Source organism: Acidovorax sp. 22279, assembly GCF_052045435.1.
In the GTDB taxonomy this organism is placed as follows: Bacteria; Pseudomonadota; Gammaproteobacteria; order Burkholderiales; family Burkholderiaceae_C; genus Acidovorax; species Acidovorax delafieldii.
The window spans coordinates 193,155-217,652 of the sequence record NZ_JBQEOV010000002.1; the positions used below are offsets into that span (position 1 = coordinate 193,155).

A 24,498-nucleotide genomic window follows, 5' to 3' on the forward strand; every position below is an offset into this window, starting at 1 on the left:
GCTTGGTTGCTACCAAACTCATAGCTGCTGACGCATACGATACTAGCGCCTGGCAAGGTTTTAATGCTACAAAACCGGCCGGTTTCGCTGCCACCCTGCAGGCGGCTGCCAGGTGGGCGTCCAGCCGATGAAATCCTCCAGCGGCATGGGCCGGGCAATGCAGTAGCCCTGCGCCTGCAGGCAGCCCAGCTGCAGCAGCATCTGCCCCTGTTCGACGGTTTCCACCCCTTCGGCGATCACCCGGTAGCCGAACGAGCGTGCCAGGCCGATCACACCCTGCACGATGGCCAGATCCCCCGGGTCGCCCATCATGCCGTGCACAAAGCTCTGATCGATCTTGAGCGTGTCCATGGGCAGGCGGCGCAGGTAGGTCAGCGACGAATAGCCGGTGCCAAAGTCGTCCAGCGCCACCGTCACGCCCATGGCGCGCAGGGCGTTCAGGGTGTCGGCGACGGCGCTCAGGTCGTACAGGGCGGCGCTTTCGGTGATCTCTATCTCGACCAGGTGCGCGGGCACCCGGGGGTGGCGCGCCAGACAGCCAGCCACCCAGTCGGCAAAGTCTGGTTGCTGCAGGTGCTGGGCAGCAATGTTGATGCTCAGCGGCATGGGCATGCCCCGGTCCTGCAGCTGCTCCAGCACCGTGAGCGCGGCCTCGGCCACCCATTCGCCAAAGCCGATCTCCAGATCGGTGCCCTCCAGCAGCGGCAAAAATTCGCCGGGGGACACCAGGCCGCGCTCGGGGTGCTGCCAGCGTGAGAGCACTTCGGCGCCCACCACCGTGCCACTGCGCATGTCCACCTTGGGCTGCAGGTACAGGATGAACTGGGCTTGCGCCAGTGCCTCGCGCAGGTAGTGCCCCTGCGCGCGCAGCAGCTGCAGGGCGCGCTCCTGGGCGGCGTCAAACTGGTGGAAGCGGTTGCGCCCCGCCTGCTTGGCGGCATACATGGCCTGGTCGGCATGGCGCAGCAGGGTGTCGGCGTCGGCGTCGTCCTGCGGAAAGATGGTGTAGCCGATGCTGGCCGTGACGACCACGCGCTCGGTGTCCAGCGTGTAGGGGGCCGAGACGCTTTCCATCACGCGTTCCAGCATGCGTTCGCAGTCGCTCACCGAGCCGAGGCCAGGCATGAGGATCACGAACTCGTCGCCACCCAGCCGGGCCACCGTGTCCAGCGGCTGCAGTGCGCGCGTGAGCCGCCCGGCCACCACCACCAGCAGGCGGTCGCCCGCCCCGTGGCCCAGGCGGTCGTTGACCGGCTTGAAGCCGTCCAGGTCGAGGTAGGCCACACCCAGCTGCTTGCCGGTGTCACGGGCCTGGGCCATGCATTCCTGCAGCTTGCGCGCCAGCAACACCCGGTTGGGCAGGCCGGTGAGGGCGTCATACAGCGCCAGGCGCTGCAGCATGACCTCCTGCTCGCGCTGGGGGGTCACGTCGATGGCCACACCGAGCATGCGGGCCGGGCGGCCTTGCTCGTCAAAGCCCACGATCTTGCCCAGGTTGCGCACCCAGCGCACTGGCTCGTTGGGCTGGTTCAGCCGCCAGGTGGCGTCAAACGGGGTGCCCAGGTGGGCGGTGTGGCGCGACAGCTCGGTGGTGATGCGGTCGATGTCGTCCGGTGCAATGGCCGTGGTCCATTGCACGGCCGCCGAGGTGTCGCTGGTCACCGGCAGCCCGCGCATGGCACGCCAGCGGCGGTCGCCCGTGACCAGGCCGGTCTGCAGGTCCCAGTCCCACAGGCCCAGCGATGCGGCGGAGATGGTGAGCGACAGCAGGGCCTCGCGTTCACGCACCTGCACCTCGTTGCGCTTGCGGTCAGTGATGTCGTGCACCGAGAACAGCCAGCAGGGCTCGCCATCGAACTCGGTGGCGCGCATGGACTGCAGCACGGTGCGCCGGGGGCCATTGCGCACGTTCAAGGTCACTTCGTAATCGCTGAGGTGGCCGTTCTGGCTGACCTGCTCCATCAGGCGCTGGCGGTCTTCAGCGGTGAAGATGCCCAGCTCGACGGCGGTGCGGCCGATGGCCTCTTCGCGGGGAATGCCCAGCATCTCGACCCAGGCAGGGTTGAGGTCCACATAGCGGCCATCGCTGCGGTGCGACAGGCCCATGGGGTAGGGCATGAGATGGAAGATGCGCGAGAAGCGCTCCTCGGACTGGCGCAGGCGTTGCTCGGCACGCTTGGCTTCGTCGATGTCCTGCATCACGCCGCGCACCCTGACCACGCGGCCGTTCTCGATCACCGGCTCGCCCCGGGCGCGCACCCAAAAAAGATGGCCGTCGGCGTGATAGACCTCCATCTCCATGCTCCACTCAGCGCGTGAACGGATGCTCTGGCGGAATTTTTCGCGCAGCGGCTCGCGGTACTGCGGGGCCACATGGCGGTCGATGTAGTCGCTGGGGGGCGGCTGGTTGGGTGACAGGCCGTGGATGTCAAAACAAACGTCCGACCAGTACACCAGGCCGCGGCCACGCTCGTCCTCCCATGCGCCCAGCCGGGCCAGTCGGCCGGCTTGCTGCAGCTGGTTGTAGAGCGCCCGAAGTTCGTCGCTGGTGCGTTGGGCTTCGGTCATGTCGTGGAAAACGAAAACAAAGCAGTTTTCGCCATTCACAAGCACAGAGCGTGCCGACATCAGGCCCGGAACCTGCACCCCCTTGCTTTGCGCGACCAGGGGCAACCGGTCCACCTTGCCTTCTCGCTGATAGGTGTCCAGCAGCCGCTTGCGCTCGTGCTCGTTGGCCCAGATGTGCAGCTCCGACGAGGTGCGGCCCAGGACCTCCTCGCGCGTGAAGCCCAGCAGCTCGCAGAACGCCGGGTTCACATCGATGTAGCGCCCGTCGGTTATGCGGGTGATGCCTGCCGGGTCGGGCAGCGTCTGGTAGAAGGTGGTGTATTTGGCCTCGGCAGACTGAAGGGCCTCCTCGGTCTCGCGGTGGGCGGTGATGTCCACGTCCATGCCGATCAGGCTGGCCGGGCGCCCCTGCGCATCGCGCCGGGCGACGGTGCCGCGGGACATCAGCCAGCGCCACCGCCCCTGGGTGTCCATCACGCGGAACTCGGCCTCGTAGCTTTCCTCCAGCCCGTCCATGGCACGGGCCAGCTTGGCGGCATTGCGTTCAGCGTCCAGCGGGTGGCGCCGGGCGTACCAGCGCTGCCAGAGGTCGGGCGACTGCAAGTCGGCACTGGTAATGCCATAGGCCTCATAAAACCGGCCATCACAGAAGAATCGGCGTTCGACCACATCCCATTCCCAGCGGCCGCCGCCCAGGGCATCCAGCGCCAGGCGCAGCTGGTGCTCCTGCTGGCCCAGCGTCTGCTGGATCTCGTTGCGCGCCAGCTCGGCGCGGGCCCGGCTGGCAATCACCAGCCAGCCAATCCCGAGCATCAGCACGCCCGCGCCGTGGTGCCAGTGCATGTTGCTGGTGCCTTCAGGGGCCGTGCTGGTGGCCGTTGTGACCAGCGAAACCACGAGCGGCAGCGTGAGGGTCAGTCCGGCCAGTGGCGCCCAGTCGGGCCAGGCCCAGCGCTGGCTCAGGCTGCGCCACGCCCAGCCGGTAGCCAGCGCGCCGCCCAGAACGGTGGTGGCGGGCCAGACGGCCGAGGTGTCTGTCCAGAGCGCGGCCTGCAAGGCCAGCACGGCGGTGATGGCCGCCGCCGGCACGCCAAAAAACAGCGCCACGAACGCCGTGGCGGTGGGGTAGGCCACGATGTGGAGTTCCGGCGCATTCCAGCGCAGCGCCTCGAAAGCTGCGATGGAGACCAGCCCGCCCGCCACGCCGAGCAGGATCAGGGTGCGCCGGGACGGGTGCAGAGACTCCTGCGGCGACAGCCAGACCGGCACCAGCAGCAGCAGCATGAGGGCAGTGCCCGCCAGCAGCGTGTTGTTACCCATGGTGTTTTCCCTGGGTGGTCTGGTCGCTGAAGCGGGCGGCTGCGGGTCTGGAACGTGGCGGACAAGCCAAAAGAAGGAGCGGGTGCATGTCGCGACCTGTGCCGCATGTGGCCTTGCTCAGAAGGCATGCACCCGATAAAAAAACCATCCGCCAAGTTTAGGCCTGTTCTGAGGTGGGCCGGGCGGGCCGCAGCGTCCTGATAAGTCCGGTTGACAACAAAGTGCCGCACACGATCACCAGCGCGCAGCCCACCATCCACGGCGTGATGGTTTCGCCCAGGAACAGCGTGCCATACAGCACGGCGAACACCGGGGTGATGAAGGTCACGGCCAGCGCGCGGCTGGGGCCCGCGTGCTCGATCAGGCGAAAGTACAGGATGTAGGCAATGCCGGTGCACAGCACGGCAATGGCCAGGATGGCCGCCCAGGCGCGTACTCCGGGCATCTGCGCCGGCCACAGCCACAGCGTGGGCAAGGCCAGGCCCAGCGCGGCACCCAGCTGGCTGCCTGCGGCCGTGGCCAATGGCGGCAGCCCCGTGAGGTGGCGCCGCGCAAAACTGGCCGACACGCCATAGAACGCCGACGCCAGCAGGCAGGCCGCAATCGCCCAGTGGGCGTGGTCGGTCTTGAACCCGGTGCCGGCGGGTGCGCGCCATGCCAACAGGGCCACGCCCACAAAACCCAGGGCCAGGCCCACCCAGCGCAGACGGTTGATGCGGTCGCCCAGCCACACCCAGGCGATCAGCGCACCAAACAGCGGCACCGTGGCGTTGAGGATCGAGGTCAGGCCCGTGGCGATGTGCAGCACCGCCCAGGAAAACAGCGAGAACGGAATCGCCGAATTGATGACCCCCGCAAACAGGATGGGCCGCCAGTGCTGGCGCAGCGCAGGCCAGTGGCCCTGGCGCAGCATGATGGGCCACAGGAACACCGTGGCCAGCGCCACCCGCAGGCCGGCAGTGGGCAGGGGGCCAAAGTCCGACGCACCCAGGCGCATGAACAGGAACGACGCGCCCCAGAGTGCGGCCAGCAGGATGAATTCGCCGATCCAGGTGGAGACGGGCCGGGTGGCGGGGCTGTTCATGCGGTGGCTTTCATGGGATGGGCTGCGGCGGCCAAAAGGGGTGCATTCTCCAGCGTCAGCAAAGCCCTCTTGCGATCGAGGCCGCCTGCATAGCCCGTCAGGCTGCCATCGGCACCCAGCACACGGTGGCAGGGCACCACCACGCTCAGTGGGTTGCGGCCCACGGCGGCACCCACGGCCCGCACGGCGCTGGGGTTGCCCAGCTGGCGGCCCAGCGTGCCGTAGCTGATGGTCTGGCCCCGGCCAATCTGCAGCAGCGCGCGCCACACCGATTGCTGGAATGCCGTGCCCCCCGACAGGTCCAGCGGCAGGTCGAAATGCTGGCGCTGCCCGCCCAGGTATTGCTGCAGCTGGTGGGCGGCTTCTTGCAGCACAGGGTGGTCGCCAGGGGCCAACGCCCAGGCCTCGGAACCGTGCAAGTGGGCGCTGGGCTCGTGGCGCTGGCCTTCAAACCAGACGCCCGACAAGCCGTTGGGGGAAGCGGCCAGCCGCACGGGCCCCAGCGGGGTGTCGGCCCGTGCCTGCACGGTGAAAGAGTGAAACTGCATGCTGAGAGGTCTTGAAAGAGTGGTAGAGGCCGTTTTGGGGCGAAATTGGCACCATGCGCTAGTGTTTATTGCCTGGTTTGCTACTGTTTTGATAGTGTCTGAGCATCTGTAGGCTGAGCCGCTCCGGCACTGCTGCCACCGGCAGCCCAGGCGCGCAGCACCGCGTAGCTGCGCCAGGGGCGCCAGGCCTGCGAGGCCTCTTGCGCGGCGCGTGCGGGGTTCTTGTGCTGCTGCACCCCCAGCGCCTTGTGCAGCGCTACGTCCCCCGCCGGGAAGGCGTCGGGCCAGCGCAGCACCCGCATGGCGATGTACTGCGCCGTCCAGTCACCAATGCCGGGCAGGGCGCACAGGGCGGCAGTGGTGCTGGGCACGTCGGCGCCCGCGTGCAGGGGCAGGCTGCCGCTGTCCACCGCGCGGGCCAGTGCCACGATGGCCGCTTGACGCTGGCGCACGATGCCCAGCTGGCCGAGCGTGTCGCCATCGGCGCGGGCCAGGGTGGCTGCGGTGGGAAACAGCTGGTGCAGCCCGGGCCAGGGCGTGGCGATGGGTTCACCCAGCCGCTCCACCAGCCGCTGGCCCAGCGTGCGCGCGGCCGCCACGGTGATCTGCTGGCCCAGCACGGCGCGCACGGCCAGCTCAAAGCCGTCAAACGCTCCGGGCACACGCAGGCCATCACCCTCCGGAAAGTGCGGGTGCAGCACGGCGTTGATGGCTGCGGGGTCGGCGTCCAGGTCGAGCATGGCACGCACACGGCGGATGACGAGCGGCAGCACGGGGTACAGGCTGTCGCTGGTCTGCAGCAGCACCTGGTGGCGCGCCAGGTCAAAACGGGCACTCAGCCAGCCGGTGGTCTCCTGCGGCAGGCCGGTGCAGGTCCTGGCCAGCCGCACGGTGCGGCGCAGGCCGGGGCCGTCCGCACCATGCACCACGCACTCCACGCCATGGAACTGCCGCTTTTCAAAAAAGGCCAGCAACGCCGCCACGTCCAGTGGCGGGCGCCACGCCAGGCGCACGGCGCTGGTGCGCCCCGCGCCCGATGTGGCGCTGCCAACACCGTTGCGCCGCAGCTGGGTGGGGTTGAGCCCGTAATGCCCCACAAAGGCGGCATTGAAGCGGCGCACGCTGGCGAACCCGCTGGCCAGTGCGACCTGCGTCACGGGCATGGCGGTGTCGGTGAGCAGCTGCTTGGCCGTGAGCAACCGCCGTGTCTGCAGATATTGCAACGGCGATACGCCCAGGGCCGCCTCAAAAATGCGGCGCAGATGCCGGTCGCTCACGCCCAGCCGCTCGGCCAGGCGGGCCACGGTGGCGCTGCCCTCGCCGGGTGCGGCCGGTGTGGGCCAGAGGTCGGGCGCGTCCAGCAGGCGCACGGCTTGCTGCACCAGAATGCCGCTAGCGTCCTGCACCGACCACACCATCGCCTGGGGGGCCAGCTCCGGCCGGCAGCGCAGGCAGGGGCGAAACCCGGCGCTTTCGGCCTGCGCCGCCAGCGCAAAAAACCGGCAGTTCTCGCGCCGGGGTGTGCGCACGGCGCAGACGGGGCGGCAGTAGATGCCGGTGGAGGTCACTCCGGTGAAAAAATGCCCGTCAAACCGCGCGTCGCGCGCCTGCAGCGCCAGGTAGCGGCCTTCGTCGGATGCCACATCCGTGGCGGTGTACGAGGGGGGGGCGGTCGGGGTCATGGGCCAGATCATAGGAGCCTGGCTTCGCATCACTGGCCGTTTTCGGACCTGTGCCTTTGGCAAGGGCAGGGCGCACGCCTGAGGCATCGACTGACAAACACCCCCAGGGCCGCCGCCTACAATGCAGCGGACTTTTCAACCCCATCACGAAAGGCCCCCCTGCGTGCAACCGACCCCCGCCATCTTCAAAGCCTATGACATCCGCGGCATCGTGCCGTCCACCCTGAACGAAGACGTGGCCTTGGGCCTGGGCCGGGCCTTTGGCACCGCAGCACGCGCGGAAGGGCAGACCACCGTGGCGGTGGGGCGCGATGGGCGCCTGTCCGGCCCCGCGATGTCGGCGGCGCTGATCCGGGGGCTGGTGGAGGCGGGCATCGAGGTGATCGACGTGGGCCTGGTCACCACGCCGCTGCTCTACTTTGCGGCCAGCACGCTGTGCACCAGTGGTATCCAGGTCACCGGCAGCCACAACCCCAAGGACTACAACGGCTTCAAGATGGTGCTGAACGGCCGCGCCATCTATGGTGATGAGATCCAGGGCCTGCGCCGCACCATGGAGCAGGAAAGCTGGCAACTGCTGGCCGGTGGCTCGGTCCGCCATGTGGATGTGCTGCCCGCGTACCGCGAACGCATTGTGGGTGACGTGAAGCTGGCCCGGCCGCTCAAGATCGTGGTGGACTGCGGCAACGGCATTGCCGGCGCGTCGGCCCCCGCCATCTTCCGTGCGCTGGGCTGCGAGGTGATCGAGCTGTTCTCGGAGGTGGACGGCAACTTCCCCAATCACCACCCCGACCCGAGCAAACCTGAAAACCTGCGTGACCTGATCGACGCCCTGAAGGCCAGCGATGCCGAACTGGGCCTGGCCTTTGACGGAGACGGCGACCGCCTGGGCATTGTGACCAAGGACGGCACCAACATCTTCCCCGACCGCCAGATGATGTTGTTTGCGCAAGACGTGCTTTCGCGCGTGCCCGGCGGCGAGATCATCTTCGACGTGAAGTGCACCCAGCGCCTGGCGCCCGCCATTGCAGCGGCCGGTGGCGTGCCGGTGATGTTCAAGACCGGCCACTCGCTGATCAAGGCGCGCATGAAGGAGACGAACTCTCCCCTGGGTGGCGAGATGAGCGGCCACATCTTCTTCAAGGAGCGCTGGTACGGCTTTGACGACGGTACCTATGCCGGCTGCCGCCTGCTGGAGATCCTGAGCCGCAGCAGCGACCCGAGCGCCGTGCTGAACGCACTGCCCACCAGCTTCTCGACCCCCGAGCTGAACGTGGCCTGTGCCGAGGGCGAGCCGCACCGCCTGACGGCCGAGCTGCAGGCCCTGGCCGCAGAAACCTTTGCCGCGCCCGCCGCCATCAGCAGCATCGATGGCTTGCGCGTGGACTGGCCCGATGGCTTTGGCCTGATCCGCGCCAGCAACACCACCCCCGTGCTGGTGCTGCGCTTTGAGGGCCACACGCCCGAAGCCCTGGCCCGCATCGAGGCCGCCATGCTGGCGCTGCTGCACCGGGTCAAGCCCGACGCCCATGTGGGCGCAGCCAGCCACTGACATTGCCTGCCGCACGCCCGATGCTGTCGCTCTCCACCCCCCTGTGTGTCGCTGCCGCCCAGACGCCGTCGGCGCCGGGCGACTTGGAGCGCAACCTGCAAACGCACCTGGCCTGCGTGCGGGCCGCTGCCCACCAGGGCGTGCAACTGCTGCAGTTCCCGGAGCTGTCGCTCATGGGCTACGAGCCAGCGCTCATGGCAGACCATGTACTGACGGCCGACCACCCCGTGCTGCTGGCCTTGCGCCAGGCCGCCCAAAGCCATGGCATGGCCCTGGTGGTGGGTGCTCCGGCTGAGCCTGCGGAGCAGGGCGCATTGCCCGCCATTGGTGCCTGGCTGCTGGGGCCGGACGGCAGCGTGGCGCTGTACCGCAAGCGCCATCTGCACGACAGCGAAGAGCAATTTGCCAGCGTGGGCACGGACGACGCGCAGGTGCAACTGGTGGCCGGCGAGCCCACGGCGCTGGCCGTGTGCGCCGACATCACCCATCCCGAGCATGCCCAGGCGGCCCGCGGGGCGGGCGCGGCCCTGTATGCGGCGGGCGTGCTGATCTCCGAAAAGGCCTATGCGGCCGAATCGGCCATGCTGGAAGGCTACGCGCGTGACCACGACATGGCCGTACTCGCGGCCAACTACAGCGGCACGTCCGGTGGCTACGTGAGTGCGGGGCGCAGTGCCTTCTGGGCGCCCGGTGGCCGCTGTGTGGTGGCTGCGCCGGGTGACGCGCCCTGCATCGTCTGGGCACAGCGCAGCGACAGCGGCTGGGCGGGTGGTGTGCTGAGCCTGTCTGTGCCCGCATGAACGCCGCGCGGGCCCTGTATTCGCTGCTGACCTGGAGCGCGCAGCCGCTGCTGCGGCGCAAGCTGCGCCGCCGTGCGGTGGCCGAGCCGGGCTACGCCTACGCGGTGGGCGAGCGCTTTGGCCGCTACCCGGCCCCCATCGACAGCCTGATGCCCCACAGCAGCACCGACCCGCTGGGGCGGTTTGTGTGGGTGCATGCCGTGTCGCTGGGCGAAACCCGGGCCGCCGCCATCTTGCTGGCCCAGTTGCGTGAACAGCTGCCAGGCATGCGCCTGTTGCTCACCCACGGCACCGCCACAGGGCGGGCCGAGGGCGAAAAGTTGCTGCTGCCGGGCGATGTGCAGGTGTGGCAGCCCTGGGACACGCCGGGCGCCGTGGGGCGGTTTTTGCGCAAGTTCCGCCCGGCCATCGGCATCCTGATGGAAACCGAGGTGTGGCCCAACTTGGTGGCGGGCTGCCGACAGCGGCGCATTCCGCTGGTGCTGGCCAATGCGCGCTTCAACGAGATATCGCTGCGCAAGGCGCAGCGCCTGTCAGCCCTGGCGCGGCCTGCGTATGGCGGCCTGACGGCAGTCTGGGCCCAGACGCAGGAAGACGCCACGCGGCTCGCGGCCATGGGCGCGCCGGTGCGTGGTGTGCTGGGCAACCTCAAGTTTGACGTGGTGCCGGACGCACAGCTGCTGGAGCGGGGCCGCGAGTGGCGCACCCGCACCGGCCGCCCGGTGGTCTTGCTGGCCAGCAGCCGCGAGGGCGAGGAGGCCATGTGGCTGGAGCAGATCCAGAAAATACGGCAAAAATCGCCCCAAGCGCTAGTGGATTGTGCCTTGGCAGCTATCAATAGTGAAGCATCTGGCGGGGATCTTTCCCCCGTGCAATGGCTCATCGTGCCGCGCCACCCGCAGCGGTTTGACGAGGTCCACCAGCTGCTGCAGCGGGCCGGCCTGTCGGTGTCGCGCCGCAGCACCTGGGCTGCGGCACCTGCGGCCGCTGACGTGTGGCTGGGGGACTCGATCGGTGAAATGGCGCTGTATTACGGCCTGGCCGATGTGGCCTTGCTGGGCGGGAGCTTCGCCCCACTGGGCGGCCAGAACCTGATCGAGGCCGCTGCCTGCGGTTGCCCCGTGGTGCTGGGCCCGCACACCTTCAACTTTGCCGAGGCGGCCGAACTGGCGTGCGCGGCGGGGGCAGCACAGCGGGTGCCCGACCTGGCACAAGGAATGGCACAGGCTGCAGCCCTGGCGGGGGACGCCCGTGCCCACGAACAGGCCAGCGAGCGGGCAACCCGGTTCGCGGCCACGCACCGAGGGGCTGCCCAGGCCACGGCGCGTGCGATTGTGGCGCTGGTGCAGCCCGAGGGCGGCCTGCACTAGGCTTCAGTAATTCATGTACGGGATGCACCCCGGCGCGGGGTGCAAGGCCCCATTACTTGGCCAGCAGTGCGTTGACAGCTTCGATGTCCTGCTGTGACAGCGTGCCCGCCGCCTGGCGCAGCTTGAGCCCGCCCAGCAGCACGTTGTAGCGGGCCTGGGCCAGGTCACGCTTGGTCTGGTAGAGCTGGCTTTGGGCGTTGAGCACGTCGATGTTGATGCGCACACCCACCTGGTAGCCCAGCTTGTTGGCGTCCAGCGCGCTCTGGCTGGAGGCTTCGGCCGCTTCCAGGGCCTGCACCTGGCCCTGGCCGGACTGCACGCCGTAGAACGCTGCGCGCGTGGCCTGGGCCACGTTGCGGCGGGCGGTTTCGAGGTCGGCCTCGGCCTTGGTTTCGAGGGCCAGGGTTTCCTTCACGCGGTTTTGCACGGCAAAGCCTGCAAACAGGGGGAGGTTCAGTGCCACGCCCACGCTGGCGGCATTGCTGCGGGCCGTGACGCCGGGCGAGGTAATGGTGCCGTGCAGGTTGCGCGTGACGTTGTAGCCCGCCTGCAGGTCCACCGTGGGCAGGTGGCCGGTTTCGGCTTTTTTGGTCTCCAGCCGCGCAATGTCCAGCGCAATGGCGGCCTGGCGCACGCCGGGCTGCTGGTCGCGGGCGGTGTCCACCCAGGTGGCAAGGTTGTCCGGCACTACGCCAGGCAGTTGCACCGGCAGTGCCAGGGGCTGCGGCTTGGTGCCGGCGATGCCGACCAGCTGGTCCAGCGCCAGGCGCTTGACGCGCAGGTCGTTCTCGGCGGCGATCTCCTGGGCAATCACCAGGTCGTAACGGGCCTGGGCTTCACGCGAATCGGTCACCGTGGTGGTACCGACCTCGAAATTGCGCTTGGCGGCGGCCAGTTGCTCGGACACGGCGGCCTTCTGGGCCTGCACAAAGGTGAGGGTGTCTTGCGCCGCCAGCACGTCGAAGTAGGCCTGGCTCACCCGCACCAGCAGGTCTTGGGTGGCGGCATCCAGCTGGGCCTGGGCCACATCCACGCCGCGTTGGCCTTGCTCCAGCGTGATGCGATTGGCAGGCCGGTACAGCGGCTGGGAGGCATTGACCCCCACGGTCTGTGCCGTGCCGGTGTTCTCGATCTTGGGTTTGCTCAGCTCCACGTTGGAGCGGGTGAGGCCCCCGGTGAGTGCGGCGGAAGGCAGCAGGCCGGCGCGGGCCTGGTCGGCCTTGCGGGCTGCGGCGTCCAGTTGCGCACGCGCCGACTGCCAGGCCGTGTCATAGGTGCGGGCCGATTCCACCAGTTGCAGCAGGCTTTGGGCCTGGGCTGGCGCACACAGCGCTGCGCCCAGCGCCAGGGGCAGGATGGACAGGGACAGGGGCCTAAACGGTGTCATTGGGGGTCCTTCGGAAGAGTCTGCGAATCGAATCGGGGTGGGCAGCGGCGGGCAGCACTGGGGCATGGGTGCGGCAAGTGCGGTCCATCAACAACGGTCCATCAACCACAAAGGGCGTCAGTAGCGCGGCACCGCCGGATCGCTTTCGTGCGACCAGGCGTCAATACCGCCGGTGATGTTGGCCAGATGCTCGAACCCGTGGTGCTGCAAGAACGAGGCCACGCGCAGGCTGCGGGCGCCGTGGTGGCACAGGCAGGCAATAGGGCGTTGCGCCTGGCGGGCGGGCTCCAGCTCGGCCAGCCGCGCGGGCAACTCGCCCATGGGGATGGCCACCAGCTCAAACCCGTCGGCGCGCACGCTGGCGGTCTGCAGCTCCCAGGGCTCACGCACGTCCAGCACCAGGGGCTGGCTGCCTTCAGGTGCAGCGGCAAACCAGGCAGACAGCTGGGCGGGGCGGACGTGATCGATCATGCAAAACTCCGAAGGCAACCGAAGGGCAGGGGGTCAGAACGTGAAGCCAGAGGGCTCGGGGAAGTTCACCAGGCGCGGCGCGATGGTGTCCCAGGGCGATGTGGTCTCAAAGCGGTCGCCGGTGCGGCGGGTCAGGGTGAAACGCATCACGGGCTCGCCACCCACGATGGCGCCCAGGCGGCCCCCATCGCGCAGCAGGGACAGCAGGTGGCTGGGCACCTCGGCCACGGAGCCGCTGAGCACGATCACGTCGAACGGGCCGTCAGGGATGGCATCGCGGGCACCGTCGCCCTGGCGCACGTCGGCGTTCTGCACGCCAGCATCGCGCAGGTTCTCGCGGGCCATTTCGGCCAGCTCGGGGTGGATTTCGAGGGACACCACACGTTCGGCACGGGCGGCCAGCAGGGCGGCCATGTAGCCCGAGCCGGCGCCGATTTCGAGCACGCGGTCGGTGGGCAAAATGCGCAGGTCTTGCAGGATGCGCGCTTCCACGCGGGGCTGCAGCATGCTGTGGCCTTTGCGCACGGCTTCTTCAGCGTCATTGCCCAGCAGCGGGACTTCAATGTCCATGAAGGCCAGGCTGCGGTAGGCCGGGGGCACAAAGTCTTCGCGGCGCACCACGGCCAGCAGGTCCAGCACGTCGGCATCGAGCACGTTCCAGGGGCGGATCTGCTGCTCGATCATGTTGTAGCGGGCCTGGGCGATGGGGTCGCTGATGTTGGCGGACGTGTTCAGGGGCAGGTTCATGGGATTTCTCCGTGGGGCAGATGCAAGGCCGATCGGGACGATCAGGACAAACCTTCGATTTTAGGCGCTGCCGGAGCGCGTCCCATCTTGCGAAGGGCCCACTGGGCCAAGTCGTCCATGTAGCAATACACCACCGGCACCACCACCAGGGTCAACAGGGAGGAAGTAATCACGCCGCCAATCACCGCCTGGCCCATGGGCGCGCGCTGTTCCGAGCCTTCGGACAGCGCAAACGCCAGGGGCACCATGCCGAAGATCATGGCCAGCGTGGTCATGAGGATGGGGCGCAGCCGCACACGGGCGGCCAGCAGCAGGGCATCGGCGCGGGGCAAGCCGGGCACGGTCTGGCCCTGGTCATTCACGTGTTCCTCGCGGGCACGGATCGCAAAGTCCACCAGCAGGATGGCGTTCTTGGTCACCAGCCCCATCAGCATGACCACGCCGATGATGGAGAACATCGACAGCGTGGAGCGGAACATCAGCAGCGCCAGCACCACACCAATCAGCGTGAGTGGCAGCGAGGTCATGAGCGCGAGCGGCTGCAAAAAGCTCTTGAACTGGCTCGCCAGGATCATGTAGATGAAGATGATGGCCATGGCCAGTGCCGAGATGGCGTAGCCGAACGATTCGGCCATGTTCTTGGTGGAGCCGCCAAACTGGTAGCGGTAACCCGGCGGGAAGGTCACGGTCTCCAGCGCCTTCTTGATGTCGTTCGACACTTCACCGGCCGAGCGCTGGGACACGTTGGCGTTCACCGCCACTTCGCGGGTCAGGTCGCGGCGGTTGATCTGGTTGGCGCCGGTGGATTCGGTGACGCTGGCGACCTGGTTCAGGCGCACGATGCGGGTCGTGCCGTCGGTGGCGGCCAGGGCAAAGGGCAGGCGCTCCAGGTCGGCCGGGGTGGTGCGCGCCTCGGGCGCCAGGCGCACATTCACGTCATAGGTCTGGTCGTCGGGCGCACGCCAGTTGCCCACCGTCGTGCCTGCCACCAGCGTGCGCAGCGAGGCCGCCATGGGCGCCACCGACAGGCCCAGGTCCGACGCCACTTCACGCTTCACATCCAGCGCAATCACAGGCTTGTCAGGCTTGGCGCTGGTGTCCAGGTCCACGAGGCCGGGAATGTCGCGGATCTTCTCGGTGACGATTTTGGTCAGGCGCTCCAGTTCGCGCAGGTCGGGCCCCTGCAGCGAGAACTCCACCTGCTTCTGGCCGCCCACCGCATCCAGCAGGCCCACATGGGTCACGGTGATGCCGGGCACGGTCTTCAGGCGCTCGCGCAGCACGTCGGACATCTGGTCCACGCTGCGGCTGCGGTCCTTGCGGTCTACCAGCCGCACGTATATGCTGGCGTACATCTTGCCTTGGGCGTTGCCGGTGTTGATGGTGGCCAGTGTGTAGCGCACTTCGGGCATCTCGCGCAGGATGCCTTCCACCTGCCTGGCCTTGGACTCGGTGGCCTCGAGCGACGAACCCACGGGGGTGTAGAAATTGAGGGAGGTCTCTGAAAAATCGGCCTTGGGCACAAACTCGGTGCCCAGCAGCGGCACCATGACCACGCTCAGCACGAACACCGCCAGGGCGATGACCATGGTGGCCAGCTTGTGCACCAGCGACCACCGCAGGATGTGCTGATAGCCCTCTGCCAGCGCATCGGTGGCGCGGTCAAACCAGCCGGTGACGCGGCCAATGGTCTTGTCGTAGAAGGTGACGGGCGCCGTCTTTTGGCCGTGCGCATGGATGCTCGGGTCGTGCCAGATGCTCGACAGCATCGGGTCGAGCGTGAAGCTCACAAACATCGAAATCATCACCGCCGCGACGATGGTGATGCCGAACTCGTGGAAGAACTTGCCGATGATGCCGCCCATGAAGCCGATGGGCATGAACACTGCCACGATGGACAGCGTGGTGGCCAGCACCGCCAGGCCGATCTCCTGCGTGCCGTCCATGGCGGCTGCGTAGGCGCCTTTGCCCATCTGCACGTGGCGCACGATGTTTTCGCGCACCACGATGGCATCGTCGATCAGCAGCCCCACGCACAGGCTCAGCGCCATGAGCGTGATCATGTTGATGGTGAAGCCAAACATGTTCATGAACAGGAACGTGCCGATCAGCGCGATGGGCAGCGTCAACCCGGTGATCACGGTGGAGCGCCAGGAGTTCAGGAACAGAAAGACGATGAGCACCGTGAGGATGGCCCCCTCGATCAGCGTCTGGCGCACGTTGTTGACCGCCACGCGGATCGGGCGGGCGCTATCGCCAATGGTTTCGAGCCGCACCCCGGGTGGCAGCTGGTTCTTCAGTTCCACCACGGCGGCGTTCAGGCCATCGACCACCTCAATGGTGTTCTCTCCCTGCGACTTTTGCACCGACAGCAGCAGCGTGCGCTGGCCGTTGTAGAGCGCCAGGCTTTCCACTTCCTGCGCGCCGTCGTTGACGCGGGCCACCTGGTCCAGGCGCACCGGCGCACCGTTCTTGCGGGCCACGATGATCTTGCCGAAATCCTCGGGCCGCTCCATGCGCGCGTCGATCTGCACCACGCGCTCCTGCGCCAGCGAGCGGATCGCACCCACGGGCAGGTCCTGGTTCTCGTTGCGCACGGCATTGGCCACCTGGTCGGGGGTCACGCCAAAGGCTTCCAGGGCCTGTGGGTTGAGGTAGATGTTGATTTCGCGCTTGGTAGCACCCACCAGGTTCACCGCGCCCACGCCGCGCACGTTTTCCAGGCGCTTCTTCAGGATCTGCTCGGCCCAGGTGGTCAGTTCCACCGCGCTGCGACCCGATTTTTCGTCGGGCAACACGGCCAGCGACCATACGGCGCGGCTGGCGGGGTCAAAGCGCAGAACGCGTGGCTCCTTGACCTCGGTGCGCAGCAAGGGACGCACGGTGGCGACCTTTTCGCGCACATCCTCGGCGGCCTTGCGGCCGTCGATGTGGAGCTGGAACTCGATGATGACAACCGCCGTGCCCTCATAGCTGCGCGAGGTGAGGGCGTTGATGCCCGCAATCGAGTTGACACCTTCCTCGATCTTCTTGGTGACCTCGCTCTCGACGATTTCAGGCGACGCGCCGGGGTAGTCCACGGTGACCACCACCACCGGGAAGTCGATGTTGGGAAACTGATCGACCTTGAGGCGCTGGTACGAGAACAGGCCCAGCACGACGATGGCGAGCATCACCATCGTGGCGAACACGGGGTTTTTAAGACTGACTTTGGTGAACCACATGGCGCGTCCGCTGGTCAGGGCGCAGTGCGCGAGGCGGGAGCGGCTTGTGGCGCAGCAGTTGCCGCCGCCACGGGCGTGCCCTCGCGCAGCGAACCCATGCGGCCTGCAATGACCGTCGTGCCCACGGGTACGCCGTCCACCGCGACCAGGGTCTGCCCATTGACCACGGCGCGCGCTCCCGTCTGCACCGGCGCATAGGCCACGCGGCCCTCCTTGATCGTCTGGAGATAGGGTGCCGGTTTGTCGGTGCGCACGGCATCCAATGGAACGGTCAGTACCTGCGCACTGCCGGTGGCCAGAAGGCCTTGCACAAACAGGCCTTGGCGCAGGCTTGCGCTGTGGGGTGCCTGGTCCACCCGCAAATAGACTGGCACGGTGCGGCTGCCCGCCTGGGCGCTGGGGTTGATGCGCACGACGGTGGCTTGTACCGGCGCCGAGGCGCCTTCGACCGTGAGCTGGGCCTTCTGACCCACACGCACGCCGACGGAGTCAGCCGGGGTGAGCAGCGCTTCGAGTTCCAGGCGGGAGAGGTCCACCACTTCGATGATGCGGGCGTCGATGGGCACCCGCTCTCCCGGCTGGGCCAGCCGCTGCGCCACCAGGCCGCTGATGGGGCTTTTGAGGACGGTGTCTTCCAGCGCCTTGCGGGCGACGTCGGCGGCCGATACGGCGGCCTGGTAGCTGGATTGGGCCGCTTCCAGGCTGGCTTGCGAGGTGACCAGCGCCGTGGCAGAGATAAAGCCCTGGTCTACCAGTGCACGGTTGTTGTTGTACTGCCGCTGGTTGATGTCCACCTGCGATTTGGCTGCATCGGCCTGCTGCTGGGCCTGGCGCAGGCGTGCACGGGCTTCGGTCGGGTCGATGCGTGCCACTTCCTGTCCCGCCTTGACGCTGTCGCCTTCGCGCAAAGTCAGGCCCTGCAGCTCGCCGGCCACGCGTGCCTTGACCATGGCCGAGTCCACGGCACGCAACGAGCCTGATACCGGTACCCCCAGAGAGAGTTGGGACGATTGCACGGTGATCACTTCGTCGGCCGCCAGTTGCAGCGGTGCCTCGGCCCGTTGTGTGGACGCCTCGGCCAAAGCCTTTTGCTGCGCCTGCCGCGCCGCCATGGCACGCCAGACACCGCCACCGAGCAGCACGACAACGACGGCCGCAGCCATCCAGGGAATCCAGCGTTTCATGGTCAGGGTGTGCGCGAGCGCGTGAAAGAAGGGGGAGGGGACGGCTTGTCAGACGGCAATGTGCCTGCCGCGCCGGAAGCTGCAGGCGCCTCCGAGCGCACACACAGGCCGTGCAGGATGTTGTCGATCTGCGTCTCGATGTATTGCTCAGGTGTCAGCTCCTGGGCATCAGGCACGCAGGCGCCCACAGAGTGCTTCCACATCATGAGGAAGATCATGGGGGCCAGCACCAGGTACACGGCGTAGTCGAGGTTCACGGGGCGGAATTCGCCCCGCGCAATGCCACGCTCCAGGATGCGGCGAATCAGCGCCTGGCCGGGCAGGATGACTTCGTGCTGGTAGAACTGCGCAATCTCGGGGAAGTTCTGCGCCTCGCTGAGCATGAGCTTGGTAATGCCTGAGGCCTTGGTGCACCCGATGCGTTCCCACCAGACCTGGTAGCAATAGCGCAGGACCTCGCTGGTGGTTCCCACAAAGGTCTCCAGCTCGCTGTTCCACTCGGCAAAGCGGCCGGCGATGTTTTCGCGCACCACCGCCTTGAAGAGCTCTTCCTTGCTGGGGAAGTACAGAAACAGTGTGCCCTTGGATACCCCTGCGCGCGCCGCCACCTCATCCACCCGTGTGGCGGCAAACCCCTTCTCGACGAACAGGTCGAGGGCAGCCTCCAGCAGCTCTCCCGGGCGGGCTTCCTTGCGGCGCTCGCGTTTGGTGCTGGTCGTGGCAGAGGAGGGTTGGGGGGGAGTGGTCAAACCGGCTATTTTTAATGACTGACTGGTTAGTAATGTAGCCAGTGCCTGTGGGCGCGTCAATGCTGCCTTGTCACAAGCTGCCAAAAAGGCGCGCCGTTTCGCATTGCTGCGGTGCACATCTCTCCTTGCTGGCACGGTGGTTGCGTGCGCTCGGTGCAGTGCACCGGTGCCGCAAATGTCTGCAGCAAGACAAATTTCGCTCCTAAATGTCTTATTGACAGGACATTAGAACTATTCCTAATATGACCTCCATGCCGTCCAACAATCTGCCGCTCCCCAAGTACCACCAGATCTATCTGGTGCTGCGCGAGCAGTTGCAAGAGGGGCGGTTTGCCGATGGTCTGCCGGGCGAACTGGCGCTGATGCGGCAGTTCGCGGTGGCGCGTGTCACGGTGCGCCGCGCGCTGGAGCTGCTGGAAGGCGAGGGCATGATCTCCCGCGAGCCCGGTCGGGGCACCCGCCCTTTGGCTCCCGCCCCAGCCACTGCCAACGGCGCGGGCGGCGAGGGCGGCGAGGGCGAAAGCAGCCGCGCGCATCTCACCGGCCTGCTGGAGAACCTGGTCAGCATGGGCCTGCGCACCTCCGTCAAGGTGCTGGATGTGGATACGGTCACAGCATCGCGTGCCGTGGCCGGTGCGCTGAATATTGCAGTGGGCGACGCCGTGCAAAAGGCGGTCCGTGTGCGCAGCACCAAAGAGGGGCCGCTGTCGCACATCACCACCTATGTGCCCGCCGACATTGCCCGCCAGTTCGGACGGCGCGAGCTGGCGCGCAAGCCCATCCTGGTGCTGCTCGAAGAGTCGGGCGTCAAGGTGGGCCGCGCGCACCAGACCATCTCGGCCAAGCTGGCTGACGCTGTCGTGGCCCGCCACCTGGATGTCTCGGTGGGCTCGGCACTGTTGGCTGTGCGCCGTCTCATCTATGACGACCAGGAGCGCCCCGTGCAGTGGCTGCACGGCCTCTACCGGCCGGACCGCTACGAATACGAAATGCAGCTGTCCCGTGTGGGCAGCATCGACGCCAAGGTCTGGGTCAGCAAAGAGCTGTCGGCCCAGTTCCACTGAATCCGTTCCCCCAACCTCAATCCGACCCACCTGCCAGGAGAATGCCCATGAGTACTCGCCGTCATTTCATGTCCCAGTCGGCTGCCGCCGCGTCGGCGCTGGCCTTCCCACTGGTGGGCGGGGCGCAGGCCAAGTCCGTCAAGGTGGGGGTGCTGCACCCGGTGACCGGCGCACTGGCCTATTCGGGCCAGCAATGCCGCGAAGGCGCGATGATGGCCATTGAAGACATCAACAAGGCTGGTGGCATCAAGGCTCTGGGCGGCGCCAAGCTCGAAGCCCTGCTGGGCGATGCGCAGTCACAGCCTCAGGCCGGTGCCGCCGAGGTAGAGAAGATGAACGAAGCGGGCGTGTCCGCCGTGGTGGGGGCGTTTGCCTCGGCCATCTGCCTGGCCACTACGCAGGCCGCCGCCAAGTACAACCTGCCGCACATCGTGGATGTGGGCGTGGCCGACCAGATCGTGGAGCGCGGCCTCAAGAGCACCTTCCGCTTTGGCCCCGGCTACAAGAAATGCGCCGAGACTGCCGTGGCCAACCTGCATGTGCTGAACACGGCGGCAGGCAAGCCCGCCAAAACAGTGATGATCATCCATGAAGAATCGCTGTTTGGCACCGGCACTGCACAGCTGCTGGCGCGGGAGCTACCCGGCTACGGCTACGAGGTCAAGGAAGTCGTCAAGCACGCCAACCCCACGCGCGACTTCAACAACATCGTGCTGCGCATGAAGGCGATCAACCCCGACATTGTCATCCCCGCCAACTATTACAACGAGTACGCGCTGCTGGTGCGCACCATGCAGCAGCAAAAGGTCACGCCCAAGGCGATCTACTCGGTGTTGGGTGGGGCGGCGTCGAGCTACAAGTTCGTCAAGGAGTTTCCGGACGCTGCCAACGGCATCATCGACTGCAACCACTGGTTCAACCCCAAGGACAAGCGCGCGCAGGACCTGAAGAAGCGGGTCGAGGCCAAGGGCCTGTTCTTCAGCTACGAGCTGTTCATGACCTACACCTCGATGTGGCTGCTGGCCGATGCGCTGGAGCGCGCCAAGTCGATGGACCGTGCCGCCCTCATCGACGCACTGGAAAAGAGCACCTTTGCCGATCACATCATGCCGTACGGCCCGACCAAATTCGTCAATGGACAGAACCAGGGTGCCCAGCCGCTCATGACCCAGGTGCTGAACAAGGACATCAAGGTCATCATCCCGCGCGACTATCGCGAAGCGGACCCGCTCTTCCCGCTAAAGGCCTGACACCCACCACTTTTCGGCCCTGAATGCAGGGGCTGCGGGGCGCTCCCACGCGGAGCGCCAGGCCGCGCCTTTGCCTGAACGCCGGACTCCACACCCATGTTCGAGCTCAGCATCCTCTTTCCCTCCCTCCTGAACGGCCTGACGACGGGCGCGGTCTATGCCCTGATCGCGCTCGGGCTCACGCTGATCTACGGCGTGCTGCACATCATCAACTTCGCGCATGGCGCGTCGCTGATGCTGGCGCTGTACGCCGTGTACCTGCTCAAGCAGCACTTCGGGCTCGACCCCTACCTGGCGCTGCCCATCCTGGTGCCTGGCATGTTCGCCCTGGGCTACGGCCTGCAGCGCCTGGTGATCAACCGGGCCAGCCACGGCAAAGACGAGAACATCCTGCTGGTCACGCTGGGCATCTCCATCGTGATGGAGAACCTCGCTCTGCTGTTCTTCAAGTCCGACACGCGCACCATCGAAACGGCCTACACGCTGACCACCGTCGCTGTAGGCCCCGCCATGATTGCGCTCCCGAAGCTGGTGGCCTTCGCCGGGGCGCTGGTGGTGTCGGGCGTCTTGCTCTGGATCGTCGGCAAGACCGACCTGGGCCGCGCCATCCGTGCCGTGGCCAAGGAAAAGCATGGTGCCAAGCTCATGGGCATCAACGTGGACCACGTGTACGCGATGAGCTTTGGCATCGGCCTGGCTTGCCTGGGGGCGGCCGCGTGTTTTCTGCTGCCGGCTTACTACGTGAATCCGCAGGTGGGCAGCGGCTTTGTGCTGGTGGCTTTCACCATCGTGGTGCTGGGCGGCATGGGCAGCTTTACCGGTGCGCTGGTGGGAGGGCTGCTGATTGGGGTGGTGGAGTCGCTGGGCGGCCTGTATCTGGGCGAATCGCTGGGGCAGATCGGCATCTTTGCCATCTTCATCGCGGTGTTGCTGTTCCGCCCGCAGGGCTTGTTTGGAGCCAAGGCATGAAGCAACTCTGGACCATTGGAGTGTTCGCGGCCATCGTGGCGGCCGTGACGGGCGTGTCGGACTCCGGCGTGCTGCTCAACTTTGTGATGATGGCGCTCTACGCTGCCTTGCTGGCCCAGGCATGGAACATCCTGGGCGGCTTTGGCGGGCAGTTCTCGTTCGGCCATGCACTGTTCTTTGGCACGGGCGCCTACATCCAGGCCATTGCGCAGATGCAAGGAGGCATGAACCCCTGGGTGGCCTTGCCCATGGCCGTGGCGGGCAGTGCGCTGGTGGGGTTGTTCGTGGGCGGGCTGTCGTTCCGCTACGGGCTCAAGGGTTCGTACTTTGCGCTGGTCACGCTGGCCTTTGCCGAGGTGTTCCGCATCCTGGCGCTGTCGGTGCCGTTCACCGGGGCAGGTGTGGGCCTGATGCTGCCGCTCAAGGAATCTCTGGGCAACATGCAGTTCGGATCGCGCAAGGGCTATGTGTTTCTCATCCTGGCGCTGGTCACGCTGGCGCTGCTGGTGAGCTGGTGGCTCAAGAACTCGCGCTTTGGCGCCTGGCTGCAGGCCGTGCGCGACAACGAAGACGCGGCGCGTGCCATTGGCGTGAATCCTTTCAACGTGAAGATGGGCGCTATCGCACTGTCGGGCGGTTTCATGGGCGCAGCCGGTGCGTTTTATGTGCAGGTGTTCCAGTACATCGACCCGGGCATTGCCTACGGCTCCGTCACGTCGGTGGAAGCCCTGGTGGCCGCCATCGTGGGCGGCATCGGCACCGTTTGGGGGCCCGTGCTGGGCGCCCTGGTGCTGCACATCCTGGCCGACATCACGCGCAACCTGTTCGGGCAGCTGCCGGGCATCAACATGGTGATCTACGGCGTGGTGCTGGTGCTCATCGTGATGTTCCTGCCGCGTGGTATCGCAGGCATTGGGCAGTCGGTGGTGGCGATGTGGAAACGTTCGGGAGGCCGCCATGGCCAATGACCTGTTGCAGCTCAGTGGCCTGAGCAAATCCTTCGGCGGCCTGAAAGCCGTGCAAAACGTGAGCCTGGCGGTGCCAGAAGGTTCTTTAAGGGCGCTGATCGGCCCCAATGGCGCAGGCAAGACCACGCTGTTTGCACTGATGTCGGGCTTTGTACGGCCCGACGCAGGCACGGTGAGCTTCGCAGGCCAGGACATCACCGGTCAGGCGCCCCATCTCAATGCCCGGCTGGGCATGACGCGCACCTTCCAGATCGTGCAGCCGTTTGCGGCACAAACCGTGCGTGAAAACATTGCCGTGGGCGCGCACCTGAAGGAGCCCAACCGCCGCGCGGCGCTGGCATTGGCGAGCGACGTGGCCGCCCGCGTGGGCCTTTCGCCCCAGCTGGACAAGCCTGCAGCCGACCTCACGGTGGCGGGCCGCAAGCGGCTGGAGCTGGCGCGCGCGCTGGCGACACAACCGCGCCTGCTGCTGCTCGATGAAGTGCTGGCGGGCCTCAACCCCCAGGAGATTGCCGAGATGATTCCCGTGGTGCGCGGCATCGCCGATGGTGGCGTGACCGTGTTGATGATCGAGCACGTGATGCAGGCCGTGATGAACCTGGCCGAGCATGTGTGGGTGCTGGCGCAGGGCCAGTTGATTGCCGAGGGTAGCCCGGGCGCGGTGACGTCCGACGAGCGCGTGATTGAGGCCTACCTGGGCCACGGCACGGCGGCGCGCCTGCGTGCCGCTGCCGCGAAGGAGGCCGCATGAGCAGCGCCGTCCCATCGTCCGCATCCAGCCCCTTGCTCAGCGTGGCGGGCTTGCGCGGCGGCTACGGCCGCGTCGAGGTCCTGCGGGGTGTGGACCTGCAGGTCCAGCCCGGCGAGACCGTGGCCCTGCTGGGCAGCAACGGCGCGGGCAAATCCACCTTCAACAACGTCGTGTGTGGCATTTACAAGGCCTGGGACGGTACTGTCGCTTTTGGCGGCGCGGACCTGAGCGGCGCGCACTACACCGAGGTCGTCAAGGCCGGGCTGATCCAGGTGCCCGAAGGGCGCAAGATTTTCCCGAACCTCAGCGTGCTCGAAAACCTCTCGCTGGGCAGCTTCACCCGCGCGCGGGAGCGCCGGGCCGACAACCTTGACAAGGTGTTTGCCACCTTTCCGCGCCTGAAGGAGCGCACCACCCAGCTCGCGGGCACCATGAGCGGCGGCGAGCAGCAGATGCTGGCTATTGGCCGGGGCCTGATGGCCGAACCCCGTCTGCTGATCCTGGATGAGCCATCTTTGGGCCTGTCGCCCCTGCTGGTCGAGGAGATGTTCGGCCTGATTCGCCAGCTGCGTGCCACCGGGCTGGCGGTGTTGCTGGTCGAGCAGAACGTGGGCCAGTCGCTGGAGATTGCGGACCGTGCCTACGTGATGGAAAACGGCAGCATTCGCTTTTCTGGCGCGCCCGACGAACTGCTGCGCAGCGACGACCTGCGCCGCGCCTATCTGGGCCTTTGAATCCCATGCTCCTCGCCCATGCCATCCCGATTGACCAAGGCACGGTGATGCCTGCGCTGTGACTGAAGAAGGAGAC

General features: G+C 66.9%; 19 protein-coding genes. 9 read left to right on the forward strand and 10 right to left on the reverse strand.

The genetic code is table 11. The features are described from left to right. Window positions 1-66: 66 nt before the first annotated feature. The 4 genes from ACTJKQ_RS03690 to ACTJKQ_RS03705 all read right to left on the reverse strand — a co-directional run bounded on the left by ACTJKQ_RS03690 (window position 67) and on the right by ACTJKQ_RS03705 (window position 7,202). Entirely contained in the window at window positions 67-3,888 is a 3,822-nt protein-coding gene (locus ACTJKQ_RS03690; RefSeq protein ID WP_440596033.1) for an EAL domain-containing protein, read from the reverse strand. Window positions 3,889-4,045: 157 nt separating this feature from the next. Continuing rightward, window positions 4,046-4,972: a DMT family transporter gene (locus tag ACTJKQ_RS03695; RefSeq protein WP_099730309.1), complete on the reverse strand. Its 927-nt coding sequence runs from the start codon at window positions 4,970-4,972 to the stop codon at window positions 4,046-4,048. Then, on the reverse strand, window positions 4,969-5,520 hold the full coding sequence (locus ACTJKQ_RS03700; RefSeq protein WP_440596034.1) for a methylated-DNA--[protein]-cysteine S-methyltransferase: 552 nt from the start codon (window positions 5,518-5,520) through the stop codon (window positions 4,969-4,971). Before ACTJKQ_RS03700 ends, ACTJKQ_RS03695 begins: the two co-directional genes overlap by 4 nt. Before the next feature lie 80 nt (window positions 5,521-5,600). Continuing rightward, the gene (locus ACTJKQ_RS03705) at window positions 5,601-7,202 is read right to left on the reverse strand and encodes a DNA-3-methyladenine glycosylase 2 family protein (protein ID WP_440596035.1); all 1,602 of its coding nucleotides are present in this window, start codon (window positions 7,200-7,202) and stop codon (window positions 5,601-5,603) included. Window positions 7,203-7,365: 163 nt separating this feature from the next. On the opposite strand from ACTJKQ_RS03705, the gene ACTJKQ_RS03710 reads away from it, so the two are divergent. From ACTJKQ_RS03710 to ACTJKQ_RS03720, 3 genes are read left to right on the forward strand one after another with little or no spacing between them, the layout of a single operon-like run. Further along, entirely contained in the window at window positions 7,366-8,754 is a 1,389-nt protein-coding gene (locus ACTJKQ_RS03710; protein ID WP_108497002.1) for a phosphomannomutase/phosphoglucomutase, read from the forward strand. 20 nt (window positions 8,755-8,774) lie between these two features. Further along, on the forward strand, window positions 8,775-9,554 hold the full coding sequence (locus ACTJKQ_RS03715) for a carbon-nitrogen hydrolase family protein (protein WP_440596036.1): 780 nt from the start codon (window positions 8,775-8,777) through the stop codon (window positions 9,552-9,554). Further along, window positions 9,551-10,924, forward strand: a complete 1,374-nt coding sequence (locus ACTJKQ_RS03720; RefSeq protein ID WP_440596037.1) for a 3-deoxy-D-manno-octulosonic acid transferase — start codon at window positions 9,551-9,553, stop codon at window positions 10,922-10,924. Before ACTJKQ_RS03715 ends, ACTJKQ_RS03720 begins: the two co-directional genes overlap by 4 nt. Before the next feature lie 52 nt (window positions 10,925-10,976). Here the strand turns inward: ACTJKQ_RS03720 and ACTJKQ_RS03725 are convergent, their stop codons facing one another. From ACTJKQ_RS03725 to ACTJKQ_RS03750, 6 genes are all read right to left on the reverse strand, one after another. Further along, window positions 10,977-12,311, reverse strand: coding sequence for a TolC family outer membrane protein (locus ACTJKQ_RS03725; RefSeq protein WP_099730303.1), 1,335 nt, complete (start codon window positions 12,309-12,311; stop codon window positions 10,977-10,979). Window positions 12,312-12,428: 117 nt separating this feature from the next. Then, window positions 12,429-12,782, reverse strand: a complete 354-nt coding sequence (locus ACTJKQ_RS03730) for a rhodanese-like domain-containing protein (protein ID WP_055401749.1) — start codon at window positions 12,780-12,782, stop codon at window positions 12,429-12,431. A 33-nt stretch (window positions 12,783-12,815) separates the two neighbouring features. Then, window positions 12,816-13,529 (reverse strand): protein-L-isoaspartate O-methyltransferase family protein, encoded by a 714-nt coding sequence (locus tag ACTJKQ_RS03735; RefSeq protein WP_440596038.1) that lies wholly within the window; start codon window positions 13,527-13,529, stop codon window positions 12,816-12,818. A 41-nt stretch (window positions 13,530-13,570) separates the two neighbouring features. Then, window positions 13,571-16,753: an efflux RND transporter permease subunit gene (locus ACTJKQ_RS03740; RefSeq protein WP_260667254.1), complete on the reverse strand. Its 3,183-nt coding sequence runs from the start codon at window positions 16,751-16,753 to the stop codon at window positions 13,571-13,573. A 14-nt stretch (window positions 16,754-16,767) separates the two neighbouring features. Then, window positions 16,768-17,937: an efflux RND transporter periplasmic adaptor subunit gene (locus ACTJKQ_RS03745; RefSeq protein WP_440596039.1), complete on the reverse strand. Its 1,170-nt coding sequence runs from the start codon at window positions 17,935-17,937 to the stop codon at window positions 16,768-16,770. A 2-nt stretch (window positions 17,938-17,939) separates the two neighbouring features. Next, window positions 17,940-18,686 carry a TetR family transcriptional regulator gene (locus tag ACTJKQ_RS03750; RefSeq protein ID WP_440596040.1) on the reverse strand — a complete coding sequence of 249 codons (747 nt, stop codon included), beginning with the start codon at window positions 18,684-18,686 and terminating at the stop codon, window positions 17,940-17,942. Window positions 18,687-18,928: 242 nt separating this feature from the next. On the opposite strand from ACTJKQ_RS03750, the gene ACTJKQ_RS03755 reads away from it, so the two are divergent. The 6 genes from ACTJKQ_RS03755 (at window position 18,929) to ACTJKQ_RS03780 (ending at window position 24,422) form a co-directional block, all read left to right on the forward strand. After that, window positions 18,929-19,750 (forward strand): GntR family transcriptional regulator, encoded by an 822-nt coding sequence (locus ACTJKQ_RS03755; protein ID WP_440596041.1) that lies wholly within the window; start codon window positions 18,929-18,931, stop codon window positions 19,748-19,750. 47 nt (window positions 19,751-19,797) lie between these two features. Then, window positions 19,798-21,000, forward strand: coding sequence for an ABC transporter substrate-binding protein (locus ACTJKQ_RS03760; RefSeq protein WP_440596042.1), 1,203 nt, complete (start codon window positions 19,798-19,800; stop codon window positions 20,998-21,000). Between the two features lie 96 nt (window positions 21,001-21,096). Continuing rightward, window positions 21,097-21,969, forward strand: a complete 873-nt coding sequence (locus tag ACTJKQ_RS03765) for a branched-chain amino acid ABC transporter permease (protein WP_440596043.1) — start codon at window positions 21,097-21,099, stop codon at window positions 21,967-21,969. Continuing rightward, window positions 21,966-22,937 (forward strand): branched-chain amino acid ABC transporter permease, encoded by a 972-nt coding sequence (locus ACTJKQ_RS03770; protein WP_440596044.1) that lies wholly within the window; start codon window positions 21,966-21,968, stop codon window positions 22,935-22,937. The genes ACTJKQ_RS03765 and ACTJKQ_RS03770 overlap by 4 nt, the downstream gene beginning before the upstream one ends. Further along, window positions 22,927-23,688, forward strand: coding sequence for an ABC transporter ATP-binding protein (locus ACTJKQ_RS03775; protein ID WP_440596045.1), 762 nt, complete (start codon window positions 22,927-22,929; stop codon window positions 23,686-23,688). The genes ACTJKQ_RS03770 and ACTJKQ_RS03775 overlap by 11 nt, the downstream gene beginning before the upstream one ends. Next, window positions 23,685-24,422, forward strand: a complete 738-nt coding sequence (locus ACTJKQ_RS03780) for an ABC transporter ATP-binding protein (RefSeq protein WP_440596046.1) — start codon at window positions 23,685-23,687, stop codon at window positions 24,420-24,422. Before ACTJKQ_RS03775 ends, ACTJKQ_RS03780 begins: the two co-directional genes overlap by 4 nt. Window positions 24,423-24,498 lie beyond the last annotated feature (76 nt).

What these genes read in the sequence shown, in the direction of transcription:
- ACTJKQ_RS03765 (WP_440596043.1), top strand. Translation starts at nt 21,097, where the DNA reads ATGTTCGAGCTCAGCATCCTCTTTCCCTCCCTCCTGAACGGCCTGACG.
- ACTJKQ_RS03740 (WP_260667254.1), bottom strand. Translation starts at nt 16,753, where the DNA reads ATGTGGTTCACCAAAGTCAGTCTTAAAAACCCCGTGTTCGCCACGATG.
- ACTJKQ_RS03755 (WP_440596041.1), top strand. Translation starts at nt 18,929, where the DNA reads ATGACCTCCATGCCGTCCAACAATCTGCCGCTCCCCAAGTACCACCAG.
- ACTJKQ_RS03700 (WP_440596034.1), bottom strand. Translation starts at nt 5,520, where the DNA reads ATGCAGTTTCACTCTTTCACCGTGCAGGCACGGGCCGACACCCCGCTG.
- ACTJKQ_RS03735 (WP_440596038.1), bottom strand. Translation starts at nt 13,529, where the DNA reads ATGAACCTGCCCCTGAACACGTCCGCCAACATCAGCGACCCCATCGCC.
- ACTJKQ_RS03705 (WP_440596035.1), bottom strand. Translation starts at nt 7,202, where the DNA reads ATGACCCCGACCGCCCCCCCCTCGTACACCGCCACGGATGTGGCATCC.
- ACTJKQ_RS03730 (WP_055401749.1), bottom strand. Translation starts at nt 12,782, where the DNA reads ATGATCGATCACGTCCGCCCCGCCCAGCTGTCTGCCTGGTTTGCCGCT.
- ACTJKQ_RS03695 (WP_099730309.1), bottom strand. Translation starts at nt 4,972, where the DNA reads ATGAACAGCCCCGCCACCCGGCCCGTCTCCACCTGGATCGGCGAATTC.
- ACTJKQ_RS03760 (WP_440596042.1), top strand. Translation starts at nt 19,798, where the DNA reads ATGAGTACTCGCCGTCATTTCATGTCCCAGTCGGCTGCCGCCGCGTCG.
- ACTJKQ_RS03745 (WP_440596039.1), bottom strand. Translation starts at nt 17,937, where the DNA reads ATGAAACGCTGGATTCCCTGGATGGCTGCGGCCGTCGTTGTCGTGCTG.
- ACTJKQ_RS03780 (WP_440596046.1), top strand. Translation starts at nt 23,685, where the DNA reads ATGAGCAGCGCCGTCCCATCGTCCGCATCCAGCCCCTTGCTCAGCGTG.
- ACTJKQ_RS03725 (WP_099730303.1), bottom strand. Translation starts at nt 12,311, where the DNA reads ATGACACCGTTTAGGCCCCTGTCCCTGTCCATCCTGCCCCTGGCGCTG.
- ACTJKQ_RS03720 (WP_440596037.1), top strand. Translation starts at nt 9,551, where the DNA reads ATGAACGCCGCGCGGGCCCTGTATTCGCTGCTGACCTGGAGCGCGCAG.
- ACTJKQ_RS03770 (WP_440596044.1), top strand. Translation starts at nt 21,966, where the DNA reads ATGAAGCAACTCTGGACCATTGGAGTGTTCGCGGCCATCGTGGCGGCC.
- ACTJKQ_RS03715 (WP_440596036.1), top strand. Translation starts at nt 8,775, where the DNA reads ATGCTGTCGCTCTCCACCCCCCTGTGTGTCGCTGCCGCCCAGACGCCG.
- ACTJKQ_RS03775 (WP_440596045.1), top strand. Translation starts at nt 22,927, where the DNA reads ATGGCCAATGACCTGTTGCAGCTCAGTGGCCTGAGCAAATCCTTCGGC.
- ACTJKQ_RS03690 (WP_440596033.1), bottom strand. Translation starts at nt 3,888, where the DNA reads ATGGGTAACAACACGCTGCTGGCGGGCACTGCCCTCATGCTGCTGCTG.